This is a genomic window from Streptococcus mitis (genome assembly GCF_003942795.1).
Taxonomy (GTDB): domain Bacteria; phylum Bacillota; class Bacilli; order Lactobacillales; family Streptococcaceae; genus Streptococcus; species Streptococcus mitis_BJ.
The window spans coordinates 53,614-78,273 of sequence record NZ_RJNY01000002.1; the positions used below are offsets into that span (position 1 = coordinate 53,614).

A 24,660-nucleotide genomic window follows, 5' to 3' on the forward strand; every position below is an offset into this window, starting at 1 on the left:
AAAGAAGTGAAAAGTCAAAAAATTTCATAGAATATATTGACAAGGGCTAACTTTTCTTGTAGAATAATAAAAAATAAAATACCAACACCGAATGAAGTTTAATAGAAGTGGAGAAAGGTTTGTTTTCCATGACTGTAAATGGACGGAACTCTGGAGAGACCGTAAAGGCACCGAAGGGGCAAGGCAGATAACTGCTCAAACTCTCAGGTAAAAGGACAGAGCTAGGATAGACCGCTTTTTGGCATTTATCTAAGCATTCCAGAGTACATGTATCTTGCATGTGCTCTTTCTTTTGGGGTTGAAAGATAGGAGTAGGACATGTTAGAATTGCTAAAAGCGCTTGATGCTTTCGTTTGGGGACCTCCCCTCTTAATCTTATTGGTCGGAACGGGAATTTATCTGACCATCCGACTAGGGCTTTTGCAGGTGGCTCGTCTCCCTAAGGCCTTTCAGTTGATTTTTACCAAGGACAAGGGACATGGCGATGTGTCGAGCTTTGCAGCTCTTTGTACAGCTCTAGCTGCCACCGTTGGTACGGGAAATATCATCGGAGTTGCGACAGCCATTAAGGTTGGGGGACCAGGTGCCCTCTTTTGGATGTGGATGGCGGCCTTCTTTGGGATGGCGACCAAATATGCCGAAGGCTTGCTGGCCATCAAATACCGTAGCAAGGATGCAAATGGGGCTGTAGCTGGAGGACCCATGCACTACATTCTTTTGAGAATGGGAGAAAAGTGGCGTCCACTTGCTATCTTCTTTGCCCTAGCGGGTGTATTGGTAGCCCTTCTGGGGATTGGTACCTTTACACAAGTCAATTCGATTACAGAATCCATTCAAAATACAGCCCAAGTTAATCCAGCTATCACAGCTCTGATTTTATCCATTTTTGTAGGGATTGCCGTCTTTGGTGGCCTCAAATCCATATCAAAAGTTTCGACAGCAGTGGTTCCTTTTATGGCTATTGTCTATATTTTAGGGACTCTTACAGTTATTCTCTTTAATATCGAGAAAATCCCAGCCACACTTGCTCTGATTTTTACTTCAGCCTTTAGTCCAGCTGCTGCGGTAGGCGGTTTTGCAGGTGCCAGCATTCGGATGGCTATCCAGAATGGTGTGGCGCGAGGAGTCTTTTCTAACGAATCTGGTCTTGGTTCTGCTCCCATTGCAGCGGCTGCGGCTAAGACTAATGAACCAGTAGAGCAAGGCTTGATTTCCATGACAGGAACCTTTATTGATACCCTCATTATATGTACATTGACTGGTTTAACCATCTTGGTAACTGGGGTTTGGAGCGGTGATTTAAATGGAGTAGCGCTTACCCAGTCAGCCTTTTCAACAGTTTTTTCACATTTTGGCCCTGCTCTTTTGACTATTTTCCTTGTACTCTTTGCCTTTACGACGATTCTCGGATGGAACTATTACGGAGAGCGCTGTTTTGAGTTTCTCTTCGGTGTCCGCTTTATCTGGCTCTATCGTGTAGTCTTTGTAGTCATGGTCTTGTTGGGAGGATTTATCGAGTTGGACATGGTCTGGATTATTGCAGATATCGTCAATGCCTTGATGGCTCTGCCAAACTTGATTGCCCTCTTAGTTTTATCTCCAGTCGTTATTGCTGAGACTAAAAAGTATTTTAAGAACTAATCCGAGTTCGGGACAAAAATATTTCAATCTTACAAAATTGTAAGAAAAATGAGAGAAATGTAAGCTAAAGAAATGAAAAAAAGAACCTCTTTCTTGTATAATAGGAAAGGAAAAAGGAGGATCCTATGAAAAAAATAATTGACAATAGCAGTTTGAAACTGCTTGCTATGCTTGCCATGCTGATTGACCATATCGCCTGGGTATCTTTTCCACTGGCTACCAATATGAATATTCTCTCTCCTAACTGGCTGGCCAATAGTATGCACATAATAGGCCGTCTGGCTTTTCCAGTCTTTGCCTTTTGTATCGCGGAAGGATATCGGCACAGTCATGATGTGCGCAAGTATATGAGACGATTGGGGCTGCTGGCTCTTATCAGTATCATCCCTTTCTCTCTGATGGGCTGGGTTACTGGTCTTGGCTTTATCATGCAAAATACGGTTGTTACTCTCTTTTTGGGGCTCTGTGCTCTTTATTACAGTGATCAGCAAACAGCAACCTGGAGAAAAGTTCTAATTATTCTACTCTGTTTTACTCTGTCCATTATCGCTGACGGCGGACTGACGGGAGGAGTTTTTGGTATCTATGCCTTTGCAAAGATTAAAGACCCAATCTTCCGAAAAATTGGCGGTGTCTTGGTACTGAACAGTGTGCAAATCCTAATTTTGGCCTTCAATTTCTCCTATGATGGTCTGGCTGATCTGGCTGCCACCTGTCTTCTGTTTCTCCTCGTGACCTCTTTCTACAACGGTCAAAAAGGGGCCAATATTGGAAAAGTATTTTACTGGTTTTACCCCCTTCATTTGCTCGCCCTGTCTCTGTTTCGAATTGCCTTTCTCTTATTTCTAATGTAGTTAATGAATGTATTAAAAGTTGCAGTAGAATACCTGTTAAGTTAATTTTTCTTTTGGTAAGTCTAAATAATAGAGTAAAAGAGTCTGGTACAATAGTCTCTTTGCTACAAAAAAGAGTTTGGGACAAAAATATTTCAATTTTTAAAAATCTTAATTATTAAGCTCTTTAAATCTATAATTAAATGCGAAAAGCGAACAAAACGGAGTTATCTGACACTCAGAAGTCTGTATTGTTCACTTTTTTGTCTAATCTATCGATTTTAAAAGTTTATAATAAAGAATTCCTAAAATCAAAATCTTTTTGTCCCAGCCTCTTTTCATTTCATAAACATTTTCTATCATGGCAATTGAAAATATATATTATCCAAAAAAGAAATTCTATGATAGACTAAATGACAATAAAATGAAAAGAGGTTCCTTATGACAAGATTTACCATCCACACAGTCGAATCAGCACCAGCAGAAGTGAAAGAAGTCCTTGAAACAGTGAAAACAGACAACAATGGCTATATTCCTAACCTAATCGGTCTCTTGGCCAATGCACCGACCGCTTTAGAAGCCTACAGAACTGTCGGAGCCATCAATCGTCGCAACAGCTTGACACCTGTTGAGAGGGAAGTGGTGCAAATCACGGCAGCCGTGACCAATGGTTGTGCCTTCTGCGTCGCAGGTCACACAGCTTTTTCGATCAAACAAATCCAAATGAATGATGACCTTTTGCAAGCTCTTCGCAATCGTACTCCAATTGAAACAGATCCTAAATTGGACACCCTCGCTAAGTTTACCTTGGCGGTTATCAATACCAAGGGACGTGTAGGAGATGAAGCCTTGACTGAGTTTCTAGAAGCTGGCTACACCCAACAAAATGCCTTGGATGTAGTTCTTGGTGTCAGCCTAGCCAGCCTTTGCAACTATGCCAACAACCTAGCCAATACGCCTATTAATCCAGAATTGCAACCGTATGCCTAGTTCGAATCAGAAAGAAAAAATGAAGACTGAGCAATCCAGTCTTCATTTTTCTATGCTATTTTAAGCGCTTTTATGCTATACTAATAATAACATGATTATTGGAGGCTCGGATGAAAAAGCTCCCCTTAGTATTCTCTGGCTGTTTATTAGGTTTAGCAGGTGCAGGAAATCTGATTGCAGATACTTTGCCTGTTCTGTCGCATTTATTGAGTCTGACTGGATTAGTTTTGTGGCTTTTCTTTCTGATTCTTCATCTTTTTAATTGGGGAGAAACCAAGCAAGAATTGACCAAGCCCCCTCTTTTATCTGGGATGGCTACCTTTCCCATGGCTGGGATGATTTTGTCGACCTATGTCTTTCGCGTATTCCCTGCTCCTCCTATAGTAGCACAAGGGATCTGGTGGTTTTCATTTCTCTTGGATTTGGCGTTGATTGCTACTTTTACCATCAAATTTGCCTGTCCGGGTCGGAGGGTCAATGCGACTCCTAGCTGGACGGTACTCTATGTAGGGATAGCAGTAGCAGCCTTGACCTATCCTCTGGTAGGCATTATTGAGATTGCCTATGCGACCTTGAGTTTTGGTTTTGTCTTGACCTTCTATCTCTATCCGCTTATTTATAGCGATTTAAAGAAAGATCCACTCCCAATGGCCTTGCTTGGACAGGAAGGAATCTACTGTGCTCCCTTTTCTCTACTCTTGGCTTCCCTAGTTCGAGTTGGAGGAGCAGGCCTACCGACTTGGCTCTTGATCGTCATGATTTTGGCATCTCAGTCCTTCTTTTTCTTTGTTTTGACTCGCCTGCCCAATATTTTAAAGCGAGGCTTTCAACCAGCCTTCTCAGCCCTCACCTTCCCAACCATTATCACAGTTACTTCGCTCAAGATGGCTCAGGGGATCTTGAAACTTCCATTTCTGGATTATCTGGTGTTTGCGGAAATCCTCCTTTGCTTAAGTATTTTATTCTTTGTCTTGGTTGGTTATCTGATTTGGTTACGAAAAAAGGTCTAGCTAGAAATAGCTAGGCCTTATTTTTATGGCTTGATAACTTCAGCTCCACCCATATATGGACGAAGTGCTTCTGGAATAGTTACAGAACCATCTTCATTTTGATAGTTTTCAAGAATGGCAGCCACTGTACGTCCAACCGCAAGTCCAGAACCGTTCAAAGTGTGAAGGAGTTTCACCTTGCCATCGGCTTCATCACGGTAACGGATTTGGGCACGACGGGCTTGGAAATCTTCTGTATTTGAACAACTTGAGATTTCACGATAGGTATTTTGGGCTGGAATCCAAACTTCCAAGTCGTAAGTTTTGGCGGCTGAGAAGCCCATATCCCCAGTAGAGAGGGCAACGACACGGTATGGAAGGTTGAGTTTTTGAAGAATATTTTCAGCGTTGGCTGTCATTTTTTCCAATTCTTCGTATGATTCTTCTGGTTTGGCAAATTTGACCATTTCAACCTTGTGGAATTGGTGTAGACGAATCAAGCCACGTGTATCACGACCAGCTGAACCAGCCTCAGAACGGAAAGATGGGCTCATAGCGGTAAAGTAGATTGGTAGGTCTTTACCGTCAAGGATTTCATCACGGTAGTAGTTTGTCAAAGGCACTTCAGCTGTAGGAATGAGGACATAATTAGTGTCTTTCAATTCAAAAGTATCTTCCTTGAATTTTGGATATTGACCAGTACCAAACATTGAGTCATGGTTAACAATGTATGGTGTGATAACTTCCGTATAGCCCTCTTTACCATGCTCATCCAACATGAAGTTGTAGATAGCACGTTCTAAACGAGCCCCGAGGCCTTTATAGAAGAGAAAACGAGCGCCCGTTACTTTTCCACCACGTTCCCAGTCAAGGATACCCAAATCTTCACCAAGATCCCAGTGAGCTTTTGGCTCGAAGTCAAACTCGCGCGGAGTACCCCAACGGCGAACTTCCACATTGTCATCTTCATCAGCCCCAACAGGAACACTGTCAGCAGGGATGTTTGGAAGAGTAGTGGTGAATTCTGTTAATTTAGCATCGATGTCCGCCAATTCAGCATCTAGCGCTTTGACCTCAGCAGATAGGGTTTGCATCGCAGCAATTTTGTCGTCTGCATTTTCCTTGTTGCGCTTAGCTTGAGCAATTTCAGCAGAAACTGTGTTACGTTCTGCTTTTAGAGTTTCAACCTTGACCAAGATGTCACGACGTTTAGCATCGATTTCTTTCATCTCATTTAAGATAGCAGCATCTACACCACGTGTAGCTAATTTTTCAGCGACAGCATCAAAGTCTGTACGAATACGTTTAATATCTAACATAAGAACTCCTTTATGAAAAAAACACACCTGACAAAGCGTTGGAGTGGCAGGGCCACGGTTCCATCCAACTTCACAGGTGTGCACTTGATTGTGTATGTAATTGTTACTAACGGTAGAATTTCACTTACCCCTCCTATCTGCTCGCAGCACCCGCAGACTTTCTGGAAGAAGAGGATAACCTACTTATCCGTCGCTATGATTATACTAAAGTTTCTACTTTTTTGCAAATAGATTTTTGAATTTTTGACCAATGGTCTGGAGTAAAGTAGGAAGTTTCACAACCTTGTCATTGCCAAGTTTTTCCCGAGCGATTTTGAGAATAGCTCCAGAGTCTTTGGAAGCAAAGAGGAATTTACCTTGATCGGTAAAGACTTCAAAGTGGCGGCTGATCTTGCGACCACTTACGTTAGCTCCTATTTGCTGAATGCTGGACCAGGGAATTTGGATATATTGTTCGACATTGACATCAGGATAAAACTCCAAGGCTTGATCCCCAACTAGAAATTTTCCAACCTTTCCAGAGATAGAGAGGTAAGATGTTCCAGTGGTTTGCAGGTCAATGACTTGATTGAGTGATTGGGCCATGATTAGTCTTCCTTACTTTCATCGAAAAAGGCATGATAGAGAGCCTTGATAGCTGCCTTTTCTTGGTATTTATTGACAACAAACATGATGGAAACTTCACTTGAACCTTGGGACATCATCTGGATGTTGATTTTATTCTCAGATAAAGCACGTGTTGCAGTAGCAGTTACCCCGATATGACTCTTCATCTTTTCTCCGACAATCATAATGATGGAAAGGTCATGTTCGATTTCAGCATGATCCACTTCGGCTTTTTGAACTAACTGACGCAGAATTTCTTCCTCCTTGATAGGAGTCAATTCACGGGAACGGAGGATGATTGAAAGATCGTCGATACCTGTAGGCATGTGTTCCCAACCGATATTGAGGTCCTCAAGGATTTGAAGAACCTTGCGACCAAACCCGACTTCACGGTTCATGAGGTATTTAGACATGTTGATGCTGACGAATCCTGAGTCACCTGCAATCCCTACTACTGGGAATTTATCACTACTGTGTTCTAAAACAATGCGTGTTCCTGGGTGGTCAGGGTTGTTGGTATTCTTGATAACAAGAGGAATTTTTCCGCGATAAGCGGGTAGAAGGGCTTCGTCATGAAGGACTGAGAATCCAGCGTAAGCCAACTCACGCATTTCACGGTAGGTTAATTCAGGAATGGAGTGTGGTTGGTGGATAATACCAGGATGGGCAGCAAAGATACCATCTACGTCTGTAAAGTTCTCATAGAGATCAGCCTTAACACCTGCTGCAATGATAGAACCTGTAATATCTGAACCTCCACGTGAAAAAGTACAGATTTGATTTTCCTTAGTCACACCAAAGAAACCAGGGATGACAAGGACTTCGTTGCTATCAGCCAAGCCTTCAATCTTGTCATAACTAGATGGAATGATGCGTGCGTTTCCTGGTTCACTTGTGACAACAATCCCAGCTTCTCTTGGGTGAACATAGCGTGCATCGATGCCGTTTTGGTTAAAGTAGGCTGCAATCAATTTAGCATTGTTATTCTCTCCAGCAGCTAGGAAGGTATCATATAGAAATTCATTGTCCTCTATAGGAAGAGTTGCCAAGGCCCGAATACTTTTAGAGATTTTTTCTAAAACAGCAGGTTTTAACCCTAGTTCACTAACCATAGCGGCATAACGGTCAATGATCCAGCTTTGACTAGCACTGATGTCATTTCCAGCCACATAGTCACGATAGTATTTGATCAAGGCATCAGTTACCTTGGTATCTTCAGCATTGCGTTTTCCGGGTGCAGAAACAACTACAAAACGGCGTTCTTTATCACTTTTAACGATATTTAAAACTTTTTCTAACTGACCAGCAGAGGCAAGCGAGCTTCCACCAAATTTTACAACCTTCATAAGGACTCCTCAAGTAAGTATTTTATACGATTATAGCAGAAAGAGGGGCATTTTTCAATGAAGAAAATAACTTCCTATTATAATAGAAGAAAACACTAACTTATTCTGAAAAGCGATAACAGTTTAAAAGTAAGAGAGTCAAATTTTACTCACACTCATAAATGATGGGTAAATAATCAGCTGAGACACTTTTCTTTAGTTTTTCCTTGCCTCTTTATCCAAAAAAAGGTATACTTTGATGATAAAACAATTTCATTGCCTTATAAAAGAAAAGGAGAAGCTATGAATCATATCTTATATCAGATCGTAGATGATCTGGCTATCATTACTTTGAATCGTCCCGAAGTGGCAAATGGTTTTCATATCCCAATGTGTGAGGAGATTTTAGAAGCTTTGACCCTAGCAGAGCAGGATCAAGCTGTGCAGTTCATCTTGATTAATGCTAATGGGAAGGTCTTTTCAGTTGGGGGAGACTTGGTTGAGATGAAACGAGCAGTAGACGAAGATGATATCCCTTCTTTGAATAAGATTGCAGAATTAGTCAATACAATTTCTTTTAAAATCAAGCAAATTCCAAAACCTGTTTTGATGGAGGTAGATGGAGCGGTTGCTGGTGCCGCAGCAAATATGGCAGTAGCAGTTGATTTTTGTTTGGCGACTGACAAGGCAAAATTCATTCAAGCCTTTGTCGGAGTTGGCTTGGCGCCAGACGCTGGTGGGATTCATCTTTTGAGTCGTAGCATCGGGGTAACACGAGCTGCACAACTTGCCATGACAGGGGAAGCCTTGACCGCAGAAAAAGCACTGGAATGGGGCGTGGTATACCGTGTTTGTGAAGTTGACAAATTAGAAAAAACAAGAGAACAAGTTCTGAAAAAATTAAGAAGAGGTTCAGCAAACTCATACGCAGCGATTAAAAAATTGGTTTGGGAAAGTCAATTTAAAGATTGGCAAGATTATGCCGAATTGGAATTGAAACTGCAAAAATCTTTATCTTTAACTGAAGATTTTAAAGAAGGGGTCCGAGCACATTCTGAAAGAAGAAGACCGAAATTTACAGGAATGTAAAAAAATACTTGCACAATTTTTTGAAGTTTGTTATACTTCTTTTATCAAATGTTTTGATTGTAAAAGCTTTTTGAGGGGGAGGGAAACGATTTGGACTACCAACAAGTAAATGATTATCTAACATCTATTTTTAATAACGTCCTTGTGATTGAGGAGGTTAGCTTACGAGGTAGTCGATTCAAAGACATCTCCATCAAAGAAATGCACACGATTGATGTGATTGGGAAGTTCCCGGAGGCAACGCCAAGTAAGGTTTCAAAAGAACTGATGGTAACTCTTGGGACAGTGACGACGAGTTTGAATAACCTGGAGAGAAAAGGTTATATTGAGCGTATTCGTTCTGACCAAGACCGTCGAGTGGTCTATCTGCATTTGACAAAGCAAGGTCGTTTGGTTCACCGTCTTCATAAACGATTCCACAAGGCTATGGTCGAAAAAATCATCGATGGCATGAGCCCTGAGGAAAAAGAAGTCATGGGCAGAGGCTTGACGAACCTTTATCAATTTTTGGAGGATTTGAAATAATGGCCTTTGCTAAAATAAGCCAAGTTGCTCATTATGTTCCAGAGCAAGTGGTCACTAATCATGACTTGGCTCAAATCATGGATACAAGCGATGAGTGGATTTCAAGTCGGACAGGAATTAAACAGAGACATATTTCAAAAACAGAGTCTACAAGTGATTTGGCGACAGAAGTAGCTAAGAGCTTGTTGGCTAAAGGGAGCTTAACAGCGGATCAGATTGATTTTATCATTGTAGCGACAATTACGCCAGATTCGATGATGCCTTCTACGGCAGCTCGAGTTCAGGCGAATATCGGAGCGCATAGAGCTTTCGCCTTTGATCTGACAGCAGCTTGCAGTGGCTTTGTATTTGCTCTCTCAACTGCAGAAAAGTTTTTAAGTTCTGGACAGTTCAAGAAAGGAATTGTTATCGGGGCTGAAACCTTATCCAAGGCAGTTGATTGGTCAGATCGTTCGACAGCTGTTCTCTTTGGGGATGGTGCTGGTGGGGTTCTCTTGGAAGTGAGCGAAACACGTCACTTCCTTGTGGAAAGTCTCTATACGGATGGCTCTCGGAGCGAGTGTTTGACCTATGGTCAAACGGCTTTGGCTTCGCCCTTCTCAGATCAAGAAGCAGTTCCTGCTTTTCTGAAGATGGATGGACGAGCAGTTTTTGATTTTGCAAATCGTGATGTTGCTAGATCGATCAAAGAGACCATCGAAAATGGTCCAATCGCAGCATCGGACTTGGATTATCTCTTGCTTCATCAGGCAAATATCCGCATTTTGGATAAGATGGCTAAGAAGATCGGTGTAGACCGAGATAAGCTTCCTGCCAATATGATGGAGTATGGAAATACCAGTGCAGCAAGTATCCCGATTTTGCTCTCAGAGTGTGTGGAGAATGGCATGATTCGTTTAGATGGTAGCCAGACGATTCTCCTATCAGGCTTCGGTGGAGGTTTGACATGGGGCACACTCATTCTTACAATCTAGGTAATCATGTGGTAAACACATAGTTATAAAATTTTATATTTTAAAGGAGTCCTATCATGGCAGTATTTGAAAAAGTACAAGAAATTATCGTTGAAGAACTTGGGAAAGACGCATCAGAAGTAACACTTGAATCTACTTTTGATGATTTGGATGCAGATTCATTGGACTTGTTCCAAGTAATCTCTGAAATTGAAGATGCTTTTGATATCCAAATCGAAGCAGAAGATAACTTGAAAACAGTTGGTGACTTGGTTGCCTACGTTGAAGAGCAAACAAAATAATTAGCATATTACTAGAAGGAGTAGGGGAGACCCACTCCCTCTTGTTTAGGTAATAGTTTGAAATTCAAATGATAAACTTATCGAACTATTACGTAAGCAAGGAATGATGGAGGCACTATGAAAACACGTATTACAGAATTATTGAACATTGATTATCCTATTTTTCAAGGAGGAATGGCCTGGGTTGCTGATGGTGACTTGGCTGGTTCGGTATCAAAAGCTGGTGGTTTGGGGATCATCGGTGGTGGAAATGCACCTAAAGAGGTCGTAAAGGCTAATATCGATAAAATCAAATCACTTACGGATAAACCTTTTGGTGTCAACATCATGCTCTTGTCACCTTTTGTAGAAGACATCGTTGATCTCGTGATTGAAGAAGGGGTTAAGGTGGTTACAACTGGTGCTGGAAATCCAAGTAAATACATGAACCGTTTCCATGATGCAGGAATTACAGTGATTCCTGTTGTTCCTAGTGTTGCTTTGGCAAAACGCATGGAAAAAATTGGTGCAGATGCCGTCATTGCAGAAGGTATGGAAGCTGGTGGACACATTGGTAAATTAACAACGATGACCTTGGTTCGCCAAGTTGCTGCAGCTGTTTCAATTCCAGTTATTGCTGCTGGTGGTATTGCAGATGGTGAAGGGGCAGCAGCTGGGTTTATGCTTGGCGCAGAAGCCGTTCAAGTAGGAACTCGTTTTGTAGTCGCCAAAGAGTCTAATGCTCATCCAAATTATAAAGCTAAAATTTTAAAAGCTCGTGATATTGATACAACGATTTCAGCACAACATTTTGGACATGCAGTTCGTGCCATTAAAAACCAGTTGACTCGTGATTTTGAGCAGGCTGAAAAGGATGCCTTTAAACAAGAAAATCCAGATTTAGAAATCTTTGAGCAAATGGGTGCAGGAGCTTTAGCTAAAGCTGTTGTCCATGGTGATGTGGATGGCGGTTCAGTGATGGCCGGCCAGATTGCAGGTTTGATTTCTAAAGAAGAAACTGTTGAAGAAATCTTAGAAGATATCTACTACGGTGCAGCTGAAAAAATTCAAGAAGAAGCTGCTCGTTGGGCAGGAGTTACAAGAAATGACTAAAACAGCCTTTCTATTTGCGGGCCAAGGTGCTCAGTATTTAGGAATGGGACGTGATCTCTATGATCGCTACCCTATCGTCAAGGAAACAATTGACCAAGCTAGCCAGGTTTTGGGTTATGACCTTCGTGACCTGATTGACAATGATGAAGCAAAGTTAAATCAGACTCGTTACACGCAACCAGCTATTCTAGCTACATCCGTTGCTATTTACCGATTATTGAAAGAAAAAGGCTATCAGCCAGACATGGTTGCAGGACTGTCCCTCGGAGAATATTCGGCTCTTGTAGCAAGTGGTGCCTTGGACTTTGAGGATGCAGTTGCCTTGGTTGCTAAGCGTGGTGCTTATATGGAAGAGGCTGCACCAGCAGGCTCTGGAAAGATGGTTGCCGTTCTTAATACTCCAGTTGAAGTGATTGAGGAAGCTTGTGAAACAGCCTCTAAAGTTGGAGTAGTGACTCCAGCCAACTACAACACTCCAAGCCAAGTCGTTATCGGTGGTGAGGTGGCTGCGGTTGACCGCGCAGTCCAACTCTTGCAGGAAGCAGGAGCAAAACGATTGATTCCTTTAAATGTATCGGGTCCTTTCCATACAGCACTTTTAGAGCCAGCCAGTCAGCAACTAGCTGGAGCTCTTGAGGGAGTGAGTTTCTCTGACTTTACTTGCCCACTAGTCGGCAATACGGAAGCTGCTGTTATGGAAAAAGATCGAATCCAAGAGCTTTTGACGCGTCAGGTCAAAGAACCTGTTCGTTTTTATGAAAGTATTGCTGTGATGCAGGATGCTGGGATGACCAACTTTATTGAAATCGGCCCTGGAAAAGTCCTATCAGGATTTGTCAAAAAAATCGATAAAACTGCTCAGCTAGCTAATATTGAAGATCAAACAAGCTTGGATGCTTTGCTAGGAAACTAGTGACCCCTTCTCCCAGAAAATACAACAGGAAACAGGAGAATAGAATGCAACTAAAAAATAAAAATATCTTTGTTACAGGTTCAAGTCGTGGTATCGGACTTGCCATTGCTCACAAATTTGCCAAACTAGGTGCGAATGTAGTTTTGAATAGTCGGGGAGCAATCTCAGAAGAATTGCTGGCTGAGTTTTCAAACTACGGTGTCAAAGTAGTACCGATCTCAGGTGATGTTTCAGACTTTGCAGATGCCAAGCGTATGGTAGATCAAGCGATTGCAGAACTCGGTTCTGTCGATGTCTTGGTCAACAATGCTGGGATCACTCAAGATACGCTCATGCTCAAGATGACCGAAGAAGACTTTGAAAAAGTGATTAAGATCAACTTGACAGGTGCCTTCAACATGACGCAAGCAGTCTTGAAACAGATGATCAAGGCGCGTGAAGGTGCGATTATCAACATGTCTAGTGTGGTTGGTCTGATGGGAAACATCGGGCAAGCCAACTATGCAGCTTCTAAAGCAGGTTTGATTGGGTTTACCAAGTCAGTAGCACGTGAAGTTGCCAATCGGAATGTGCGCGTAAATGCTCTTGCACCAGGGATGATCGAGTCAGATATGACTGCTGTTTTGTCTGATAAGGTCAAGGAAGCGACATTGGTCCAAATCCCAATGAAGCGTTTTGGACAAGCAGAACATATCGCAGATGCTACAGTGTTCCTGGCTGGACAGGATTATTTGACAGGACAAGTTCTCGCTGTTGATGGCGGACTTAGCATGTAAAAAATAAGGAAAGATATAGGTAAGACAGATGAAACTAAATCGAGTTGTAGTAACAGGTTATGGATTGACCTCTCCTATCGGAAATACTCCAGAAGAATTTTGGAACAGTTTGCAAACTGGGAAAATCGGGATCGGAGAAATCACTAAGTTTGATCACAGCGAATTTGCTGTGCACAATGCGGCAGAAGTTCAAGATTTCCCATTTGATAAATACTTTGTCAAAAAAGATACCAACCGTTTTGATAACTATTCTTTGTATGCTTTGTACGCAGCTCAAGAAGCGGTGACAAATGCTAATCTTGATGTAGAAGCAATTGATAAAGATCGTTTTGGTGTCATCGTTGCCTCAGGTATTGGGGGAATTAAAGAAATCGAAGACCAAGTTATCCGTCTTCATGAAAAAGGCCCAAAACGTGTTAAGCCATTGACACTTCCAAAAGCCTTGCCAAATATGGCTTCAGGAAATGTTGCCATGCGCTTTGGAGCAAACGGTGTCTGTAAATCAATCAATACAGCCTGTGCCTCATCAAATGATGCTATTGGCGATGCCTTCCGTTCCATCAAGTTTAGTTTCCAAGATGTCATGTTAGTAGGTGGATCAGAATCATCTATCACTCCTTTTGCCATCGCTGGTTTCCAAGCATTGACTGCCCTATCAACTACAGAGGATCCAACTCGTGCTTCTATCCCATTTGACAAAGACCGTAATGGTTTTGTGATGGGAGAAGGTTCAGGAATGTTGGTTCTTGAAAGCCTTGAACATGCTGAAAAACGTGGTGCAACTATCTTGGCTGAGGTAGTTGGTTATGGTAATACCTGTGATGCTTACCATATGACTTCACCTCATCCAGAAGGTCAAGGTGCGATTAAGGCGATTAAACTGGCTTTGGAAGAAGCAGAAATTTCTCCAGAGCAAGTGGCTTACGTCAATGCCCACGGAACTTCAACTCCTGCAAATGAAAAAGGAGAAAGTGGTGCGATCGTAGCTGTCCTTGGTAAAGAAGTACCTGTATCTTCAACCAAGTCCTTTACAGGACACTTGCTTGGTGCTGCAGGGGCAGTAGAAGCCATCGCTACAATTGAAGCCATGCGTCATAACTTTGTACCAATGACAGCTGGGACAAGTGAGTTGTCAGATTATATCGAAGCGAATGTCGTTTATGGACAAGGCTTGGAGCAAGAAATCCCTTATGCTATTTCAAATACCTTTGGTTTTGGTGGACACAATGCGGTTCTTGCTTTCAAACGTTGGGAGGGCTAGATGAATATCAATGAAATTAAAGACTTGATGGCTCAGTTTGACCAATCAAGCCTGCGTGAATTTTCTTATAAAAATGGAGCGGACGAATTGCAGTTCAGTAAGAATGAAGCAAGAATGACTTCTGAAGCACCAGCTCAAGTTGCTCCAGTGCCAACTGCAGTAGCTGCAAGTCCAGTAGTTTCTGCCCCTTCAACTCCAGTAGAGAGTTCTGTGGAAGAAGCTCCAGCACCAGCTGAAACGACGGTTGCTCCGGAGGGTGATGTTGTTGAGAGCCCACTTGTAGGGGTGGCTTACTTGGCCGCTGGACCAGATAAACCTGCCTTTGTCACAGTTGGAGACAGTGTTAAAAAAGGTCAGACTTTGGTGATCATTGAAGCCATGAAAGTCATGAATGAAATCCCTGCACCTAAAGATGGTGTGGTGACAGAAATTCTCGTTTCAAATGAAGAAATGGTTGAGTTCGGTAAAGGATTGGTACGTATCAAATGATCGATATTCAAGGAATCAAAGAAGCTCTACCCCATCGCTACCCCATGCTCCTAGTGGACCGTGTCTTGGAAGTGAGCGAGGATACCATTGTTGCCATTAAAAATGTGACCATCAACGAACCTTTCTTCAATGGTCATTTTCCTCAATACCCAGTCATGCCAGGTGTTCTTATCATGGAAGCCTTGGCTCAGACTGCTGGTGTCTTGGAATTGTCCAAACCTGAAAATAAAGGGAAACTGGTCTTCTATGCTGGCATGGACAAGGTTAAGTTCAAGAAGCAAGTTGCACCAGGTGACCAATTAGTCATGACGGCTACTTTTGTCAAACGTCGTGGTACGATTGCTGTGGTTGAAGCAAAGGCTGAAGTAGATGGTAAGCTTGCAGCGAGTGGTACTCTTACCTTTGCAATTGGAAACTAAGGAGGTTCTCCATGTTTCGTAAAATTTTGATTGCCAACCGTGGTGAGATTGCGGTTCGCATTATTCGAGCTGCGCGTGAATTGGGCATTGCAACCGTGGCAGTCTATTCAACTGCTGATAAGGAAGCTCTTCACACACTTCTAGCGGATGAAGCTATCTGTATCGGACCTGGTAAGGCGACAGAGTCTTATCTCAATATCAATGCGATTTTATCTGCTGCAGTCTTGACAGAAGCAGAAGCCATCCACCCAGGTTTTGGTTTTCTTAGCGAAAACTCCAAGTTTGCAACGATGTGTGATGAAGTGGGGATTAAGTTTATCGGTCCTTCTGGGGCTGTAATGGATACCATGGGAGATAAGATCAATGCACGTGAGCAAATGATCAAGGCTGGGGTTCCAGTTATCCCAGGGTCTGATGGTGAAGTTCACACAGCTGAAGAGGCACTTGCAGTTGCAGAAAAAATTGGCTATCCAGTCATGCTTAAGGCATCGGCAGGTGGTGGTGGAAAAGGGATTCGTAAGGTTGAAAAGGCAGAAGACTTGGTCGCAGCCTTTGAGACAGCATCCAGTGAAGCCAAGGCCAACTTTGGAAATGGCGCAATGTATCTTGAGCGTGTGATTTATCCAGCTCGCCATATCGAAGTTCAGATCCTTGCGGACCAAGAGGGTCATGTCGTCCATCTTGGTGAACGGGACTGTTCACTCCAACGGAATAACCAAAAGGTCTTAGAAGAAAGCCCATCCATTGCAATTGGCAAAACCCTTCGTCATGAAATTGGTGCTGCAGCCGTTCGTGCAGCAGAGTCTGTTGGCTATGAAAATGCAGGGACGATTGAATTTCTTCTCGATGAAGCGAGTGGTAATTTCTACTTTATGGAAATGAATACTCGTGTGCAAGTGGAACACCCAGTCACAGAGTTTGTTTCAGGTGTTGATATCGTGAAGGAACAGATTCGCATTGCTGCCGGTCAACCTTTACCTTTCAAACAAGAAGATATCGTCCTACGAGGTCATGCTATCGAGTGCCGGATCAATGCAGAAAATCCAGCATTTAACTTTGCTCCAAGCCCAGGGAAAATTACCAATCTCTATCTACCAAGTGGTGGAGTTGGCTTGCGCGTGGACTCAGCAGTTTATCCAGGTTATACCATCCCTCCTTACTATGATAGTATGATTGCCAAAATCATTGTTCATGGGGAGAATCGTTTTGATGCTCTTATGAAGATGCAACGGGCACTTTATGAACTTGACATTGAAGGGGTGCAAACCAATGCAGACTTCCAGTTGGATCTGATTTCAGACCGCCGAGTTATCGCTGGTGACTACGATACTTCCTTCTTGATGGAAACTTTCTTGCCAAAATACCAAGAAAAAGAATAGACTTTCAAACAGTATGAGAACTAAAAGGGGGAGTTATGGCTCTATTTAGTAAAAAGGATAAGTATATTCGGATCAATCCTAACCGTTCCGTAAGGCAGGCACCACAAGCCAAGCCTGAGGTTCCGGATGAACTCTTCTCCAAGTGTCCTGGATGTAAACACACTATTTATCAAAAGGACCTTGGGAGTGAGCGCATTTGTCCCCATTGTAGCTATACTTTCCGTATTTCAGCCCAAGAGCGCTTGGCTCTAACAGTTGATTCTGATAGCTTTGTGGAGATGTTTACAGGAATTGAAACTCAAGATCCCTTGAACTTTCCTGGTTACCAGAAAAAACTGGCTAGCATGCGTGAAAAAACAGGACTGGATGAAGCTGTCCTGACTGGTACAGCTAGCATTAAGGGGCAAAAAGTTGCCCTTGGGATCATGGATTCTAACTTTATCATGGCTTCTATGGGAACCGTTGTGGGTGAAAAAATCACGCGCTTGTTTGAGTATGCAACGGTAGAAAACTTGCCAGTCGTTCTCTTTACAGCTTCTGGTGGAGCCCGTATGCAAGAAGGAATCATGAGCTTGATGCAGATGGCTAAAATTTCTGCAGCAGTTCAACGTCATTCCAAGGCAGGACTTTTTTACCTAACCATTTTAACTGATCCGACAACAGGTGGGGTGACCGCTTCTTTTGCTATGGAAGGTGATATTATCCTAGCGGAGCCACAGAGTTTGGTTGGTTTTGCTGGGCGCCGTGTTATTGAAAATACAGTTCGAGAGACCTTACCGGATGATTTCCAAAAGGCAGAATTTTTGCTTGAACATGGATTTGTGGATGCAATTGTCAAACGGAGAGAATTGCCTGAAACAATTGCTAAATTAGTGAGATTGCATGGAGGAAGTCGCGGATGAATATTGCAAAAATAGTCAGAGAGGCACGCGAGCAGAGTCGTTTGACCGCACTTGATTTTGCCAATGGAATCTTTGATGAGTTTATCGAATTGCATGGAGACCGCTCTTTTCGTGATGATGGTGCGGTCATCGGTGGAATTGGTTGGTTAGGTGACCAAGTAGTAACTGTCGTTGGTATCCAAAAGGGAAAAAGTCTTCATGATAACCTCAAACGGAATTTCGGGCAACCACATCCAGAAGGATATCGTAAGGCCTTGCGCCTGATGAAACAGGCAGAAAAGTTTGGTCGTCCAGTTGTGACCTTTATCAATACGGCGGGTGCTTACCCAGGTGTTGGAGCCGAGGAACGTGGACAAGGTGAAGCAATTGCCCGAAACCTGATGGAAATGAGTGACCTTAAGGTTCCAATCATCGCGATTATTATCGGTGAAGGTGGGTCTGGTGGGGCCCTAGCTCTAGCCGTAGCTAACCGTGTCTGGATGTTAGAAAACTCAATCTACGCAGTACTTAGCCCTGAAGGCTTTGCCTCTATCCTTTGGAAGGATGGAAGTCGTGCTATGGAAGCGGCGGAGTTGATGAAAATCACTTCACATGAACTTCTAGAAATGGGAATCGTAGATAAAGTAATCTCAGAAGCAGGGCTGTCAAGTAAAGAACTACTAGGATGCGTTAAAAATGGATTGCGTGCAGAACTAGATAGGTTGCAAGAACTACCGCTCGACCAACTTATTGAAGAACGTTACCAACGCTTTAGAAAATACTAAGAAAATTTAAAAGCTAGAACTATGTGTTCTAGCTATTTTGATACTAGCGCATGGATAAATAAGAAAAACAATCAATGGTCTATCCTCTATATTGCCCTAATAGAGAGTTTACCTTTAGGAGAGAAAGAATGAAAAAGACAATACATTTAGGAATCTGTATAGTTTTAATGTTCCTGTACATTTATTTAACGCCATTAGGAGCTATAACTCTAGCTAGGACCTTCGGTTTAGGAATGGACAGCTATATAATCTTCCTAGTTGGAGAAGTGTTGCTTATTTTCTTTTTATTCGTTTTGTGGTTGAAAAAGAAGAAGATGCTCTTTATCTTCGACAAAAAGGGTTGGCGCTGGTCTTATCTTGCTTTCTTAGTGGCTTGCTTTCTTATCTATTCTTTTTTAAATGGATTTAGAATGCAGAATATTCGATTGATTGACCATAGTTTTATTTTCCAAGACCTTCTTTCGGAACTTTACTTAAACGGACGAGAAACGACTCTATCAAGTCTTATATTTTTAATCTTTAACATTTCGATTGTACCTGTTGTTGAGGAGACAATCTATAGAGGTTATTTTATGAATACCTTCTTTCCGAAGTCGGAGTTTTATTTGGATGTGATCTTGTCTTCTTTCATCTTTGGGCTCAGTCACTTGGTTCTATCTCATCGTGACCCCATCAGTCTCATCATTTATAGTATTCTTGGTCTTCTATTTGCAGTTGCTTATCGAGTTACGGGTAGTCTTCGATTTACCATTGTTTGTCATAGTTTCTATAATGCGATTCCTTATGCTCCGTCGCTCTTATTTTATATCTATTATTTGATTTTTAGATAGTAGGAAGTAAAGAAAAAAGTGTTTGATAATTGTCAAACACTTTTTCTAATTTAATGGGAAGATGGAGAAATCTCTTTTATCAATTTCTTATTTCTCAATGAGTAGAGCTACCATTTAGGATGAAAAATTGACAGTTGAGGAGATGGACTATAAAATAGATAAAAAAGATATATACTGTAGATGTAAGCTGACAAAAATTTATTTTAAGGAGCTACTTGATAGGACAGGTACAGAAACATTTACAGTTCTTTCATCTGAGGACTTAGAGCAAGTTTCAGGTGGTGGCATGATTTGGTTAGTTTATGATAGACATTGGGCTTCGCCATATGCATATAGTTTGGCGACAGAATGGAGTACAATACGTAATAGAATGACTGGTTATGGTAACGGAATTATACCTTAATAGTCTAATAATTTAAAGGGGTAAGTATGAAAAAACTAGGGCATTTGGGAGTCTATACATCACTGGTATTTCTATCGATTTACCTACCAGAGTTAGGGATTATGCATCTAACTAATTTTTTAGGATGGGGGATAGATGGCTATTCTATCTTTTTAACAGTTGAAGTAATAGCTCTTTTGCTATTATTTATCTACTGGCTAAAAAAGAAAGAGATGCTCTATATTTTTGAAAAAAAGGGTTCAAAGAAGTCAAGATTCTTTTACCTTGTAGTTGGTCTAGTGGCTACTTATTTTGATCGTCAATTGGTGGATGCTTTTCAGTTACAGTTTCATCACCTAATTGATAACAAGTATATCTTTCAAGACCTTCTTTCGATTCTATACTCCAATGGGCAACCAACTTTTCTATCAACTGTTCTCAGTTTTAGTTTAACAGTAATCGTCGGACCTATATTAGAGGAACTGATTCATAGAGGGTACTTTATGAATACCTTCTTTCCCCAGTCCAAGTACTATCTGGATGTTATCCTATCTGCTCTTATCTTTGGACTTAGTCATTTGATACTAACTCATCGAGATCCTATCAGTTTGATTATTTATAGTTTAGGCGGTCTTTTCTATGCCCTTGTCTACCGTTGGACAAAGAACCTAAAAATCACCATCCTGTGCCATAGTTTTTTCAATTTTCTCATTTATGCAAAACCCATCTGGATTTTTGTTTATAATTATGTCTATTATCATTTTTTTAGATAGTAGGAGGCAAAGAAAAAAGTGTTTGATAATTGTCAAACACTTTTTTTGTTTACTGTTCTTCTGTTACAAACTGGCTGAGCAGTCCGTTGATAAAACGGGCAGATTTTTGATCTGAGAAGTCCTTTGCAAGCTCGATAGCTTCATTAACAGCAACCAACTGTGGGGTGTCGAATGAAGTGATTTCAAAGACTCCCAAGCGAAGGAGGTTTCTCTCCACGAGTGTTAAACGCTCGATGGTCCAACCTGCTTTTAAATGCTGTGTGATTTGCTTGTCCAGTTCTTCCTTTTTAGCCTGAACACCAGAAACTAGCTCTGTCAAAAAGGCTGGAAGTTGCACATCCGTATCTTCACGATCATGAGTATAGGCGAAACGACAAGCAGTTTCGACATCCGTACCGAATTCAAGGCTCATGAGAGCTTGAAAAGCGCATTTACGGAGTTGGCGTCTAGATTCTAATAGTGGACTAGTCATTGAGGAAGTCCTCGTCAAATAGATCTTTCAATTCTGGTTTTGGTGTTTTATCTGGAACGATACCTGCAACGTGAATATTGATAGCAGCGAGTTCTACATCAGCCATATTACGAACGGCATCTTTAACAGCTTTCTGGATAGCAACAGCTACCTTAGGAACTTTTACTCCGTACTCAAGGTAGAGATAGATATCTGCTGTGAGTTCTTCGTCCACGTTTTTTAGATAAACACCACGGCCGAGAGAAAGTTTTGAAAGGGTGTCAGATACTGATTTGTTTGAAAAAGAGTGAACACCCTCTACTTTTGCAGTAGCAATAGCAATGATTTTTTCAAGTACACGTGGGGCGATAACGATTTCGCCAAGTTGTTCTTCAATTCCCATAGAATGACCTCTTTCTAGAGATTAGGCACGAGAAACGTAAGTTCCTTCTGCAGTGTTGATAACGAGTTTTTGTCCTGCTTCGATGAAGTCTGGAACGTTTACGACAAGTCCAGTTTCCATCGTTGCTGGTTTACCAGAACCTGTAACAGTAGCACCTTTGATAGATGGTTGAGTTTCTGCAACTGTCAATTCGACAGTAGTAGGAACGGTAACACCAATCACTTCAGTTCCGTAGAATTGGATCTTCACTTCTGAGTTTTCAAGGATGTAAAGCAACTCGTTTTCAACGTTGACTACAGGGATTTCGTATTGGTCGTAAGTTTCTGTATTCATGAAGTAGGCTGTGTCATCCATTTTGTACAAGTATTGAGCTGGGACAGTCTCGATGATGGCTTGTTCAAATTTTTCCTCTGGACGGTAGCTTGTGTCAAATGTAGAACCAGTACGGACATCACGCAATTTCATACGCATGATTGTGTTTCCTTTACCTGGTTTGTGGTGGCTAGCTTCCAAAACGCGGATCAATTTTCCGTCAGCTGTTTCAAAGGTCATACCAGCCTTTAATTTACTTGCTTCAATCATGTTTTTACCTCTTTAATAAAATAATTTACTCTTTATTGTACCATAAAAGACAACATTACTCAAATGTCAAAAGGATCTTAATTAGTTGACTGGTACGATATTGCCATCTTCGTCTTTGGTGACGAGGACGTATTTTCCATCGACTTCGATATAAAAATTCTTGCTAGTAGCTTGCCCAGCATTTTGAGCCGGTGCTTGATTTTGGACTTGTTGACTTAGTTGACCACCTAGAGTTTGGCCAAGATTCATGCCCATAAACATGTTCATCCCATTGCCATTTCCTTCGTTGGCAGCAGCAGCAATAAGCGCTTCGTTTCGAGCACGGCGTTCTTCGATTTCAATCGTGTTGTACTTCATTGCCACGAGCTCACTATCAAGCTTGCGAACGATATCAAGACTTTCTTGGTCGTAGCTGAGGTCTTCAAGCAAGATGTTAGTTGCTTCAATCCCGTAGAGACCTGTCCAAACCTTGTTAACCTCTTGTTTAGCGAGTTCGTTAAAGGTGTCTTGATTGGCATTGAGGCTATAGATATCAACCTTGTTTTCGTTGGTGTATTTGGCAATGGCAATCGCGATTTTTGGTGCGATATTTTGACGGAGCGTTCCTTGAGCTACATCTTGGAGAGTAAATGGCTGTCCGTCAGTAATTTGACGGCTAACAGAACTCACGTAGAAGAGGACTGGATCTGCTATTTTTACATCAAACAAGCCATAGAAACGGATGTTAAGCAGCTGTTGGTAACGCTCGCTGAAGTATTCGACCGCATTTTGTGTGCCGAACTTATTACCTGCAATAGGTTGCATGCGGATAAAGATAATTTCTTGTTGGGTGATGACTTGTCCACCAAAAGAGAAACGGTTTTTAAAGTTTTCCCAAGTGCCTTTTAAACCACCTTTTTCAAGGAGCCAGGCGTTATCACCAGCTTGCCATTCGTGGCTACCAGCTTCGAGGACTTCACCAAGGAAGGTACCATTGTTTACCAAAACAGCGGTATAGCCTTGGGGAACGATAACCACACTGCCATCTGATAAGAGGCCTGTATTTTGATTGCTGTGACGAGAACGTCCATCTGGGTCTTTAGTGAGTAATTGTCCCTTGACGGCCAAGGCGTCGCCAGAGACATTATCTGGAAGGACAATGGCTTCCTTGAATTTACTATCATTAAAACTATTTAAGCCTGCTGATAAGGCTGCACGTATAAATCCCATAATTCCTCCTAATTATAAAGCTCGTCTTCATCCACAACATCATAGGTATCCAGTACCCATTGGTTTGGACTGCGAGAGAGATTGGCACCACAGTAGTCGCACTCGCTAACTGCAGAGATTTTCAATGGGGCGCCACAGTTTGGACAGTGGTCGCTCACAACTTCGTCTGGATTGACTACTTGCGTTTGGCTACCGTGTTGACGGATAAAGTTCAATTGATACACGGTGAAGAGATCTTTTTTAGGGTCTCCTTCAAGGACACGGCGAGTCTCATCGTCAATGACATAGTCACGTAAAATTGATGATAGAATCACCACTAAGGTATCGTTTCCGTCAGGATTTTCAATGAACTCCTTGATGCGAACATTTTCGATACAAACTTTCTCTAAAACATTGGTTGTTTTAGCTCGAATATGGTCCTCAAGTTGGGTACTGTGTTGAGAGTAGAGACTGGTACTTTCCAAAGCGCGGACAGAGTTCCAATTTTTTTCAGTCCAGGCAACCTGCAATTTAAGGTAGACTTCCTTAACCCAAGATGTGAAGGCTTCCGCGTCAAAGTTTGGATCCCCATATTTCACACGACTAATGGCCAGTGTGTTGTGTTCAACTCGACGATGGAGCGTCTGATAATCATTACTAGTGTAGGTTGAATTCGAATCTCCAGACTTATTCTGCAAGGATTTGACGATAACAACTAGTATGATTCCTCCGACTAATATGAACATAAATCCTAGATAGGGAGAGCTAGCAGAACTGTCAGAGGATGATCCATATCCAGAGCGGTAGTAGTGGTAGGATGAGCCACCAGAACGACTTCCACCTCCACTTGAGCGGCTGCTACTTCTGGAGCTACTGCGGCTACTCCCTCCACTTCTGGAATGTCCGACACCCGCATCAACGATTTGAGGCACGGATAGAAAAACAAGTAATAAACAGGTCATTAAAAGAGCGTAAAACTTTTTCATGCGTCTCTTAACTATATGATTGAAAAGGTAGAATTCTGAATTCGAATGATTATTAAACTATTAATAACCTTTAAAATAATCTAAGATATACTAGGCGTTATTTACTAGCATTTAGCTTCTTTATGGAATGGCGCTCGATGAGCCATCCCACAATCCACCCTATTGCTAGCAAGTAATTTTCAAAAGCACCGATAGCATTTACAGGAGAGTGATACTCCATATAATTGAGTAAGTGATTTGTTCCTATTCCAATTCCGCCAATAATGAGAGCAAGAAGTGCGATTCGTAGGTAGAACCAATCGTATTTAATATTGACAGCGAGAATAATAATCAATACAGCTAAATTCCATATTCCAATTTCTCGTTGCCAACCAGCAGATATTCCGTACCCGGAGTGGCTTCCCATGTACGATGGAAAGAAAATTTGTAGTATAGAAGCGCCTAACATAGCGATGATGACTAAGACAAATAGCAATCGTAAAAATTTGTTCATTCATT

General features: G+C 41.9%; 29 protein-coding genes and 1 riboswitch. Of the genes, 20 read left to right on the forward strand and 9 right to left on the reverse strand.

The window, feature by feature from the left end; all coding sequences use genetic code 11:
* Nucleotides 1-140 precede the first annotated feature (140 nt).
* A riboswitch (glycine riboswitch) is annotated at nt 141-229 on the forward strand.
* Nucleotides 230-318: 89 nt separating this feature from the next.
* From D8847_RS01310 to D8847_RS01325, 4 genes are all read left to right on the forward strand, one after another.
* The gene (locus tag D8847_RS01310; protein ID WP_125840346.1) at nt 319-1,641 is read left to right on the forward strand and encodes an alanine/glycine:cation symporter family protein; all 1,323 of its coding nucleotides are present in this window, start codon (nt 319-321) and stop codon (nt 1,639-1,641) included.
* A 125-nt stretch (nt 1,642-1,766) separates the two neighbouring features.
* Nucleotides 1,767-2,495 carry a TraX family protein gene (locus D8847_RS01315; RefSeq protein ID WP_125418281.1) on the forward strand — a complete coding sequence of 243 codons (729 nt, stop codon included), beginning with the start codon at nt 1,767-1,769 and terminating at the stop codon, nt 2,493-2,495.
* A gap of 420 nt (nt 2,496-2,915) precedes the next feature.
* A complete protein-coding gene (locus D8847_RS01320; RefSeq protein WP_125840347.1) occupies nt 2,916-3,464 on the forward strand; it encodes a carboxymuconolactone decarboxylase family protein in 549 nt (182 codons plus the stop codon).
* A gap of 110 nt (nt 3,465-3,574) precedes the next feature.
* Entirely contained in the window at nt 3,575-4,474 is a 900-nt protein-coding gene (locus D8847_RS01325; RefSeq protein ID WP_125840348.1) for a TDT family transporter, read from the forward strand.
* A 23-nt stretch (nt 4,475-4,497) separates the two neighbouring features.
* On the opposite strand, the gene serS is transcribed toward D8847_RS01325, so the two are convergent.
* From serS to D8847_RS01340, 3 genes are all read right to left on the reverse strand, one after another.
* A complete protein-coding gene (gene serS, locus D8847_RS01330) occupies nt 4,498-5,772 on the reverse strand; it encodes a serine--tRNA ligase (protein ID WP_125840349.1) in 1,275 nt (424 codons plus the stop codon).
* Nucleotides 5,773-5,985: 213 nt separating this feature from the next.
* Nucleotides 5,986-6,357 (reverse strand): DUF956 family protein, encoded by a 372-nt coding sequence (locus tag D8847_RS01335; RefSeq protein ID WP_125840350.1) that lies wholly within the window; start codon nt 6,355-6,357, stop codon nt 5,986-5,988.
* A gap of 2 nt (nt 6,358-6,359) precedes the next feature.
* A complete protein-coding gene (locus D8847_RS01340) occupies nt 6,360-7,724 on the reverse strand; it encodes an aspartate kinase (RefSeq protein ID WP_125840351.1) in 1,365 nt (454 codons plus the stop codon).
* 282 nt (nt 7,725-8,006) lie between these two features.
* Between D8847_RS01340 and D8847_RS01345 the strand changes: the two genes are divergently transcribed.
* From D8847_RS01345 to D8847_RS01420, 16 genes are all read left to right on the forward strand, one after another.
* The gene (locus D8847_RS01345) at nt 8,007-8,792 is read left to right on the forward strand and encodes an enoyl-CoA hydratase (protein ID WP_061415381.1); all 786 of its coding nucleotides are present in this window, start codon (nt 8,007-8,009) and stop codon (nt 8,790-8,792) included.
* A 90-nt stretch (nt 8,793-8,882) separates the two neighbouring features.
* On the forward strand, nt 8,883-9,317 hold the full coding sequence (locus D8847_RS01350) for a MarR family winged helix-turn-helix transcriptional regulator (protein ID WP_000386338.1): 435 nt from the start codon (nt 8,883-8,885) through the stop codon (nt 9,315-9,317).
* Nucleotides 9,317-10,291 (forward strand): beta-ketoacyl-ACP synthase III, encoded by a 975-nt coding sequence (locus D8847_RS01355; RefSeq protein ID WP_125840352.1) that lies wholly within the window; start codon nt 9,317-9,319, stop codon nt 10,289-10,291. The genes D8847_RS01350 and D8847_RS01355 overlap by 1 nt, the downstream gene beginning before the upstream one ends.
* A 56-nt stretch (nt 10,292-10,347) precedes the next feature.
* Nucleotides 10,348-10,572 carry an acyl carrier protein gene (locus D8847_RS01360; protein WP_000257840.1) on the forward strand — a complete coding sequence of 75 codons (225 nt, stop codon included), beginning with the start codon at nt 10,348-10,350 and terminating at the stop codon, nt 10,570-10,572.
* 117 nt (nt 10,573-10,689) lie between these two features.
* The gene (gene fabK / locus D8847_RS01365) at nt 10,690-11,664 is read left to right on the forward strand and encodes an enoyl-[acyl-carrier-protein] reductase FabK (RefSeq protein WP_125840353.1); all 975 of its coding nucleotides are present in this window, start codon (nt 10,690-10,692) and stop codon (nt 11,662-11,664) included.
* Entirely contained in the window at nt 11,657-12,577 is a 921-nt protein-coding gene (gene fabD / locus D8847_RS01370; RefSeq protein ID WP_125840354.1) for an ACP S-malonyltransferase, read from the forward strand. The genes fabK and fabD overlap by 8 nt, the downstream gene beginning before the upstream one ends.
* 44 nt (nt 12,578-12,621) lie before the next feature.
* Nucleotides 12,622-13,353: a 3-oxoacyl-[acyl-carrier-protein] reductase gene (fabG, locus tag D8847_RS01375; RefSeq protein ID WP_125840355.1), complete on the forward strand. Its 732-nt coding sequence runs from the start codon at nt 12,622-12,624 to the stop codon at nt 13,351-13,353.
* Between the two features lie 28 nt (nt 13,354-13,381).
* Nucleotides 13,382-14,614, forward strand: a complete 1,233-nt coding sequence (fabF, locus tag D8847_RS01380) for a beta-ketoacyl-ACP synthase II (protein ID WP_125840356.1) — start codon at nt 13,382-13,384, stop codon at nt 14,612-14,614.
* Complete coding sequence (accB, locus tag D8847_RS01385; RefSeq protein ID WP_125840357.1) at nt 14,615-15,103, forward strand: acetyl-CoA carboxylase biotin carboxyl carrier protein; 489 nt, start codon at nt 14,615-14,617, stop codon at nt 15,101-15,103.
* On the forward strand, nt 15,100-15,522 hold the full coding sequence (fabZ, locus tag D8847_RS01390) for a 3-hydroxyacyl-ACP dehydratase FabZ (RefSeq protein WP_125840358.1): 423 nt from the start codon (nt 15,100-15,102) through the stop codon (nt 15,520-15,522). The genes accB and fabZ overlap by 4 nt, the downstream gene beginning before the upstream one ends.
* A gap of 11 nt (nt 15,523-15,533) precedes the next feature.
* On the forward strand, nt 15,534-16,901 hold the full coding sequence (accC, locus tag D8847_RS01395) for an acetyl-CoA carboxylase biotin carboxylase subunit (protein WP_000488663.1): 1,368 nt from the start codon (nt 15,534-15,536) through the stop codon (nt 16,899-16,901).
* Nucleotides 16,902-16,936: 35 nt separating this feature from the next.
* Nucleotides 16,937-17,803, forward strand: coding sequence for an acetyl-CoA carboxylase, carboxyltransferase subunit beta (accD, locus tag D8847_RS01400; RefSeq protein ID WP_125840359.1), 867 nt, complete (start codon nt 16,937-16,939; stop codon nt 17,801-17,803).
* On the forward strand, nt 17,800-18,567 hold the full coding sequence (locus D8847_RS01405; RefSeq protein WP_125840360.1) for an acetyl-CoA carboxylase carboxyl transferase subunit alpha: 768 nt from the start codon (nt 17,800-17,802) through the stop codon (nt 18,565-18,567). Before accD ends, D8847_RS01405 begins: the two co-directional genes overlap by 4 nt.
* Nucleotides 18,568-18,695: 128 nt before the next feature.
* Nucleotides 18,696-19,397 (forward strand): CPBP family intramembrane glutamic endopeptidase, encoded by a 702-nt coding sequence (locus D8847_RS01410; protein ID WP_125840361.1) that lies wholly within the window; start codon nt 18,696-18,698, stop codon nt 19,395-19,397.
* 127 nt (nt 19,398-19,524) lie between these two features.
* Nucleotides 19,525-19,800 carry a hypothetical protein gene (locus D8847_RS01415; protein ID WP_239827371.1) on the forward strand — a complete coding sequence of 92 codons (276 nt, stop codon included), beginning with the start codon at nt 19,525-19,527 and terminating at the stop codon, nt 19,798-19,800.
* Nucleotides 19,801-19,826: 26 nt separating this feature from the next.
* A complete protein-coding gene (locus D8847_RS01420; RefSeq protein WP_125840362.1) occupies nt 19,827-20,552 on the forward strand; it encodes a CPBP family intramembrane glutamic endopeptidase in 726 nt (241 codons plus the stop codon).
* A gap of 49 nt (nt 20,553-20,601) precedes the next feature.
* Here D8847_RS01420 and nusB read toward each other — a convergent pair whose 3' ends face one another.
* The 6 genes from nusB to D8847_RS01450 form a co-directional block, all read right to left on the reverse strand.
* Nucleotides 20,602-21,024: a transcription antitermination factor NusB gene (gene nusB, locus D8847_RS01425; protein ID WP_000203659.1), complete on the reverse strand. Its 423-nt coding sequence runs from the start codon at nt 21,022-21,024 to the stop codon at nt 20,602-20,604.
* Nucleotides 21,017-21,406 (reverse strand): Asp23/Gls24 family envelope stress response protein, encoded by a 390-nt coding sequence (locus D8847_RS01430; protein ID WP_000510584.1) that lies wholly within the window; start codon nt 21,404-21,406, stop codon nt 21,017-21,019. Before D8847_RS01430 ends, nusB begins: the two co-directional genes overlap by 8 nt.
* A 21-nt stretch (nt 21,407-21,427) precedes the next feature.
* Complete coding sequence (gene efp / locus D8847_RS01435; RefSeq protein ID WP_000568642.1) at nt 21,428-21,988, reverse strand: elongation factor P; 561 nt, start codon at nt 21,986-21,988, stop codon at nt 21,428-21,430.
* 81 nt (nt 21,989-22,069) lie between these two features.
* Nucleotides 22,070-23,197: an SPFH domain-containing protein gene (locus tag D8847_RS01440; RefSeq protein ID WP_070837915.1), complete on the reverse strand. Its 1,128-nt coding sequence runs from the start codon at nt 23,195-23,197 to the stop codon at nt 22,070-22,072.
* Between the two features lie 8 nt (nt 23,198-23,205).
* Entirely contained in the window at nt 23,206-24,162 is a 957-nt protein-coding gene (locus D8847_RS01445; protein ID WP_125840363.1) for a zinc-ribbon domain-containing transport protein, read from the reverse strand.
* A gap of 97 nt (nt 24,163-24,259) precedes the next feature.
* Complete coding sequence (locus D8847_RS01450) at nt 24,260-24,655, reverse strand: hypothetical protein (RefSeq protein WP_001032000.1); 396 nt, start codon at nt 24,653-24,655, stop codon at nt 24,260-24,262.
* Between the last annotated feature and the right edge of the window lie 5 nt (nt 24,656-24,660).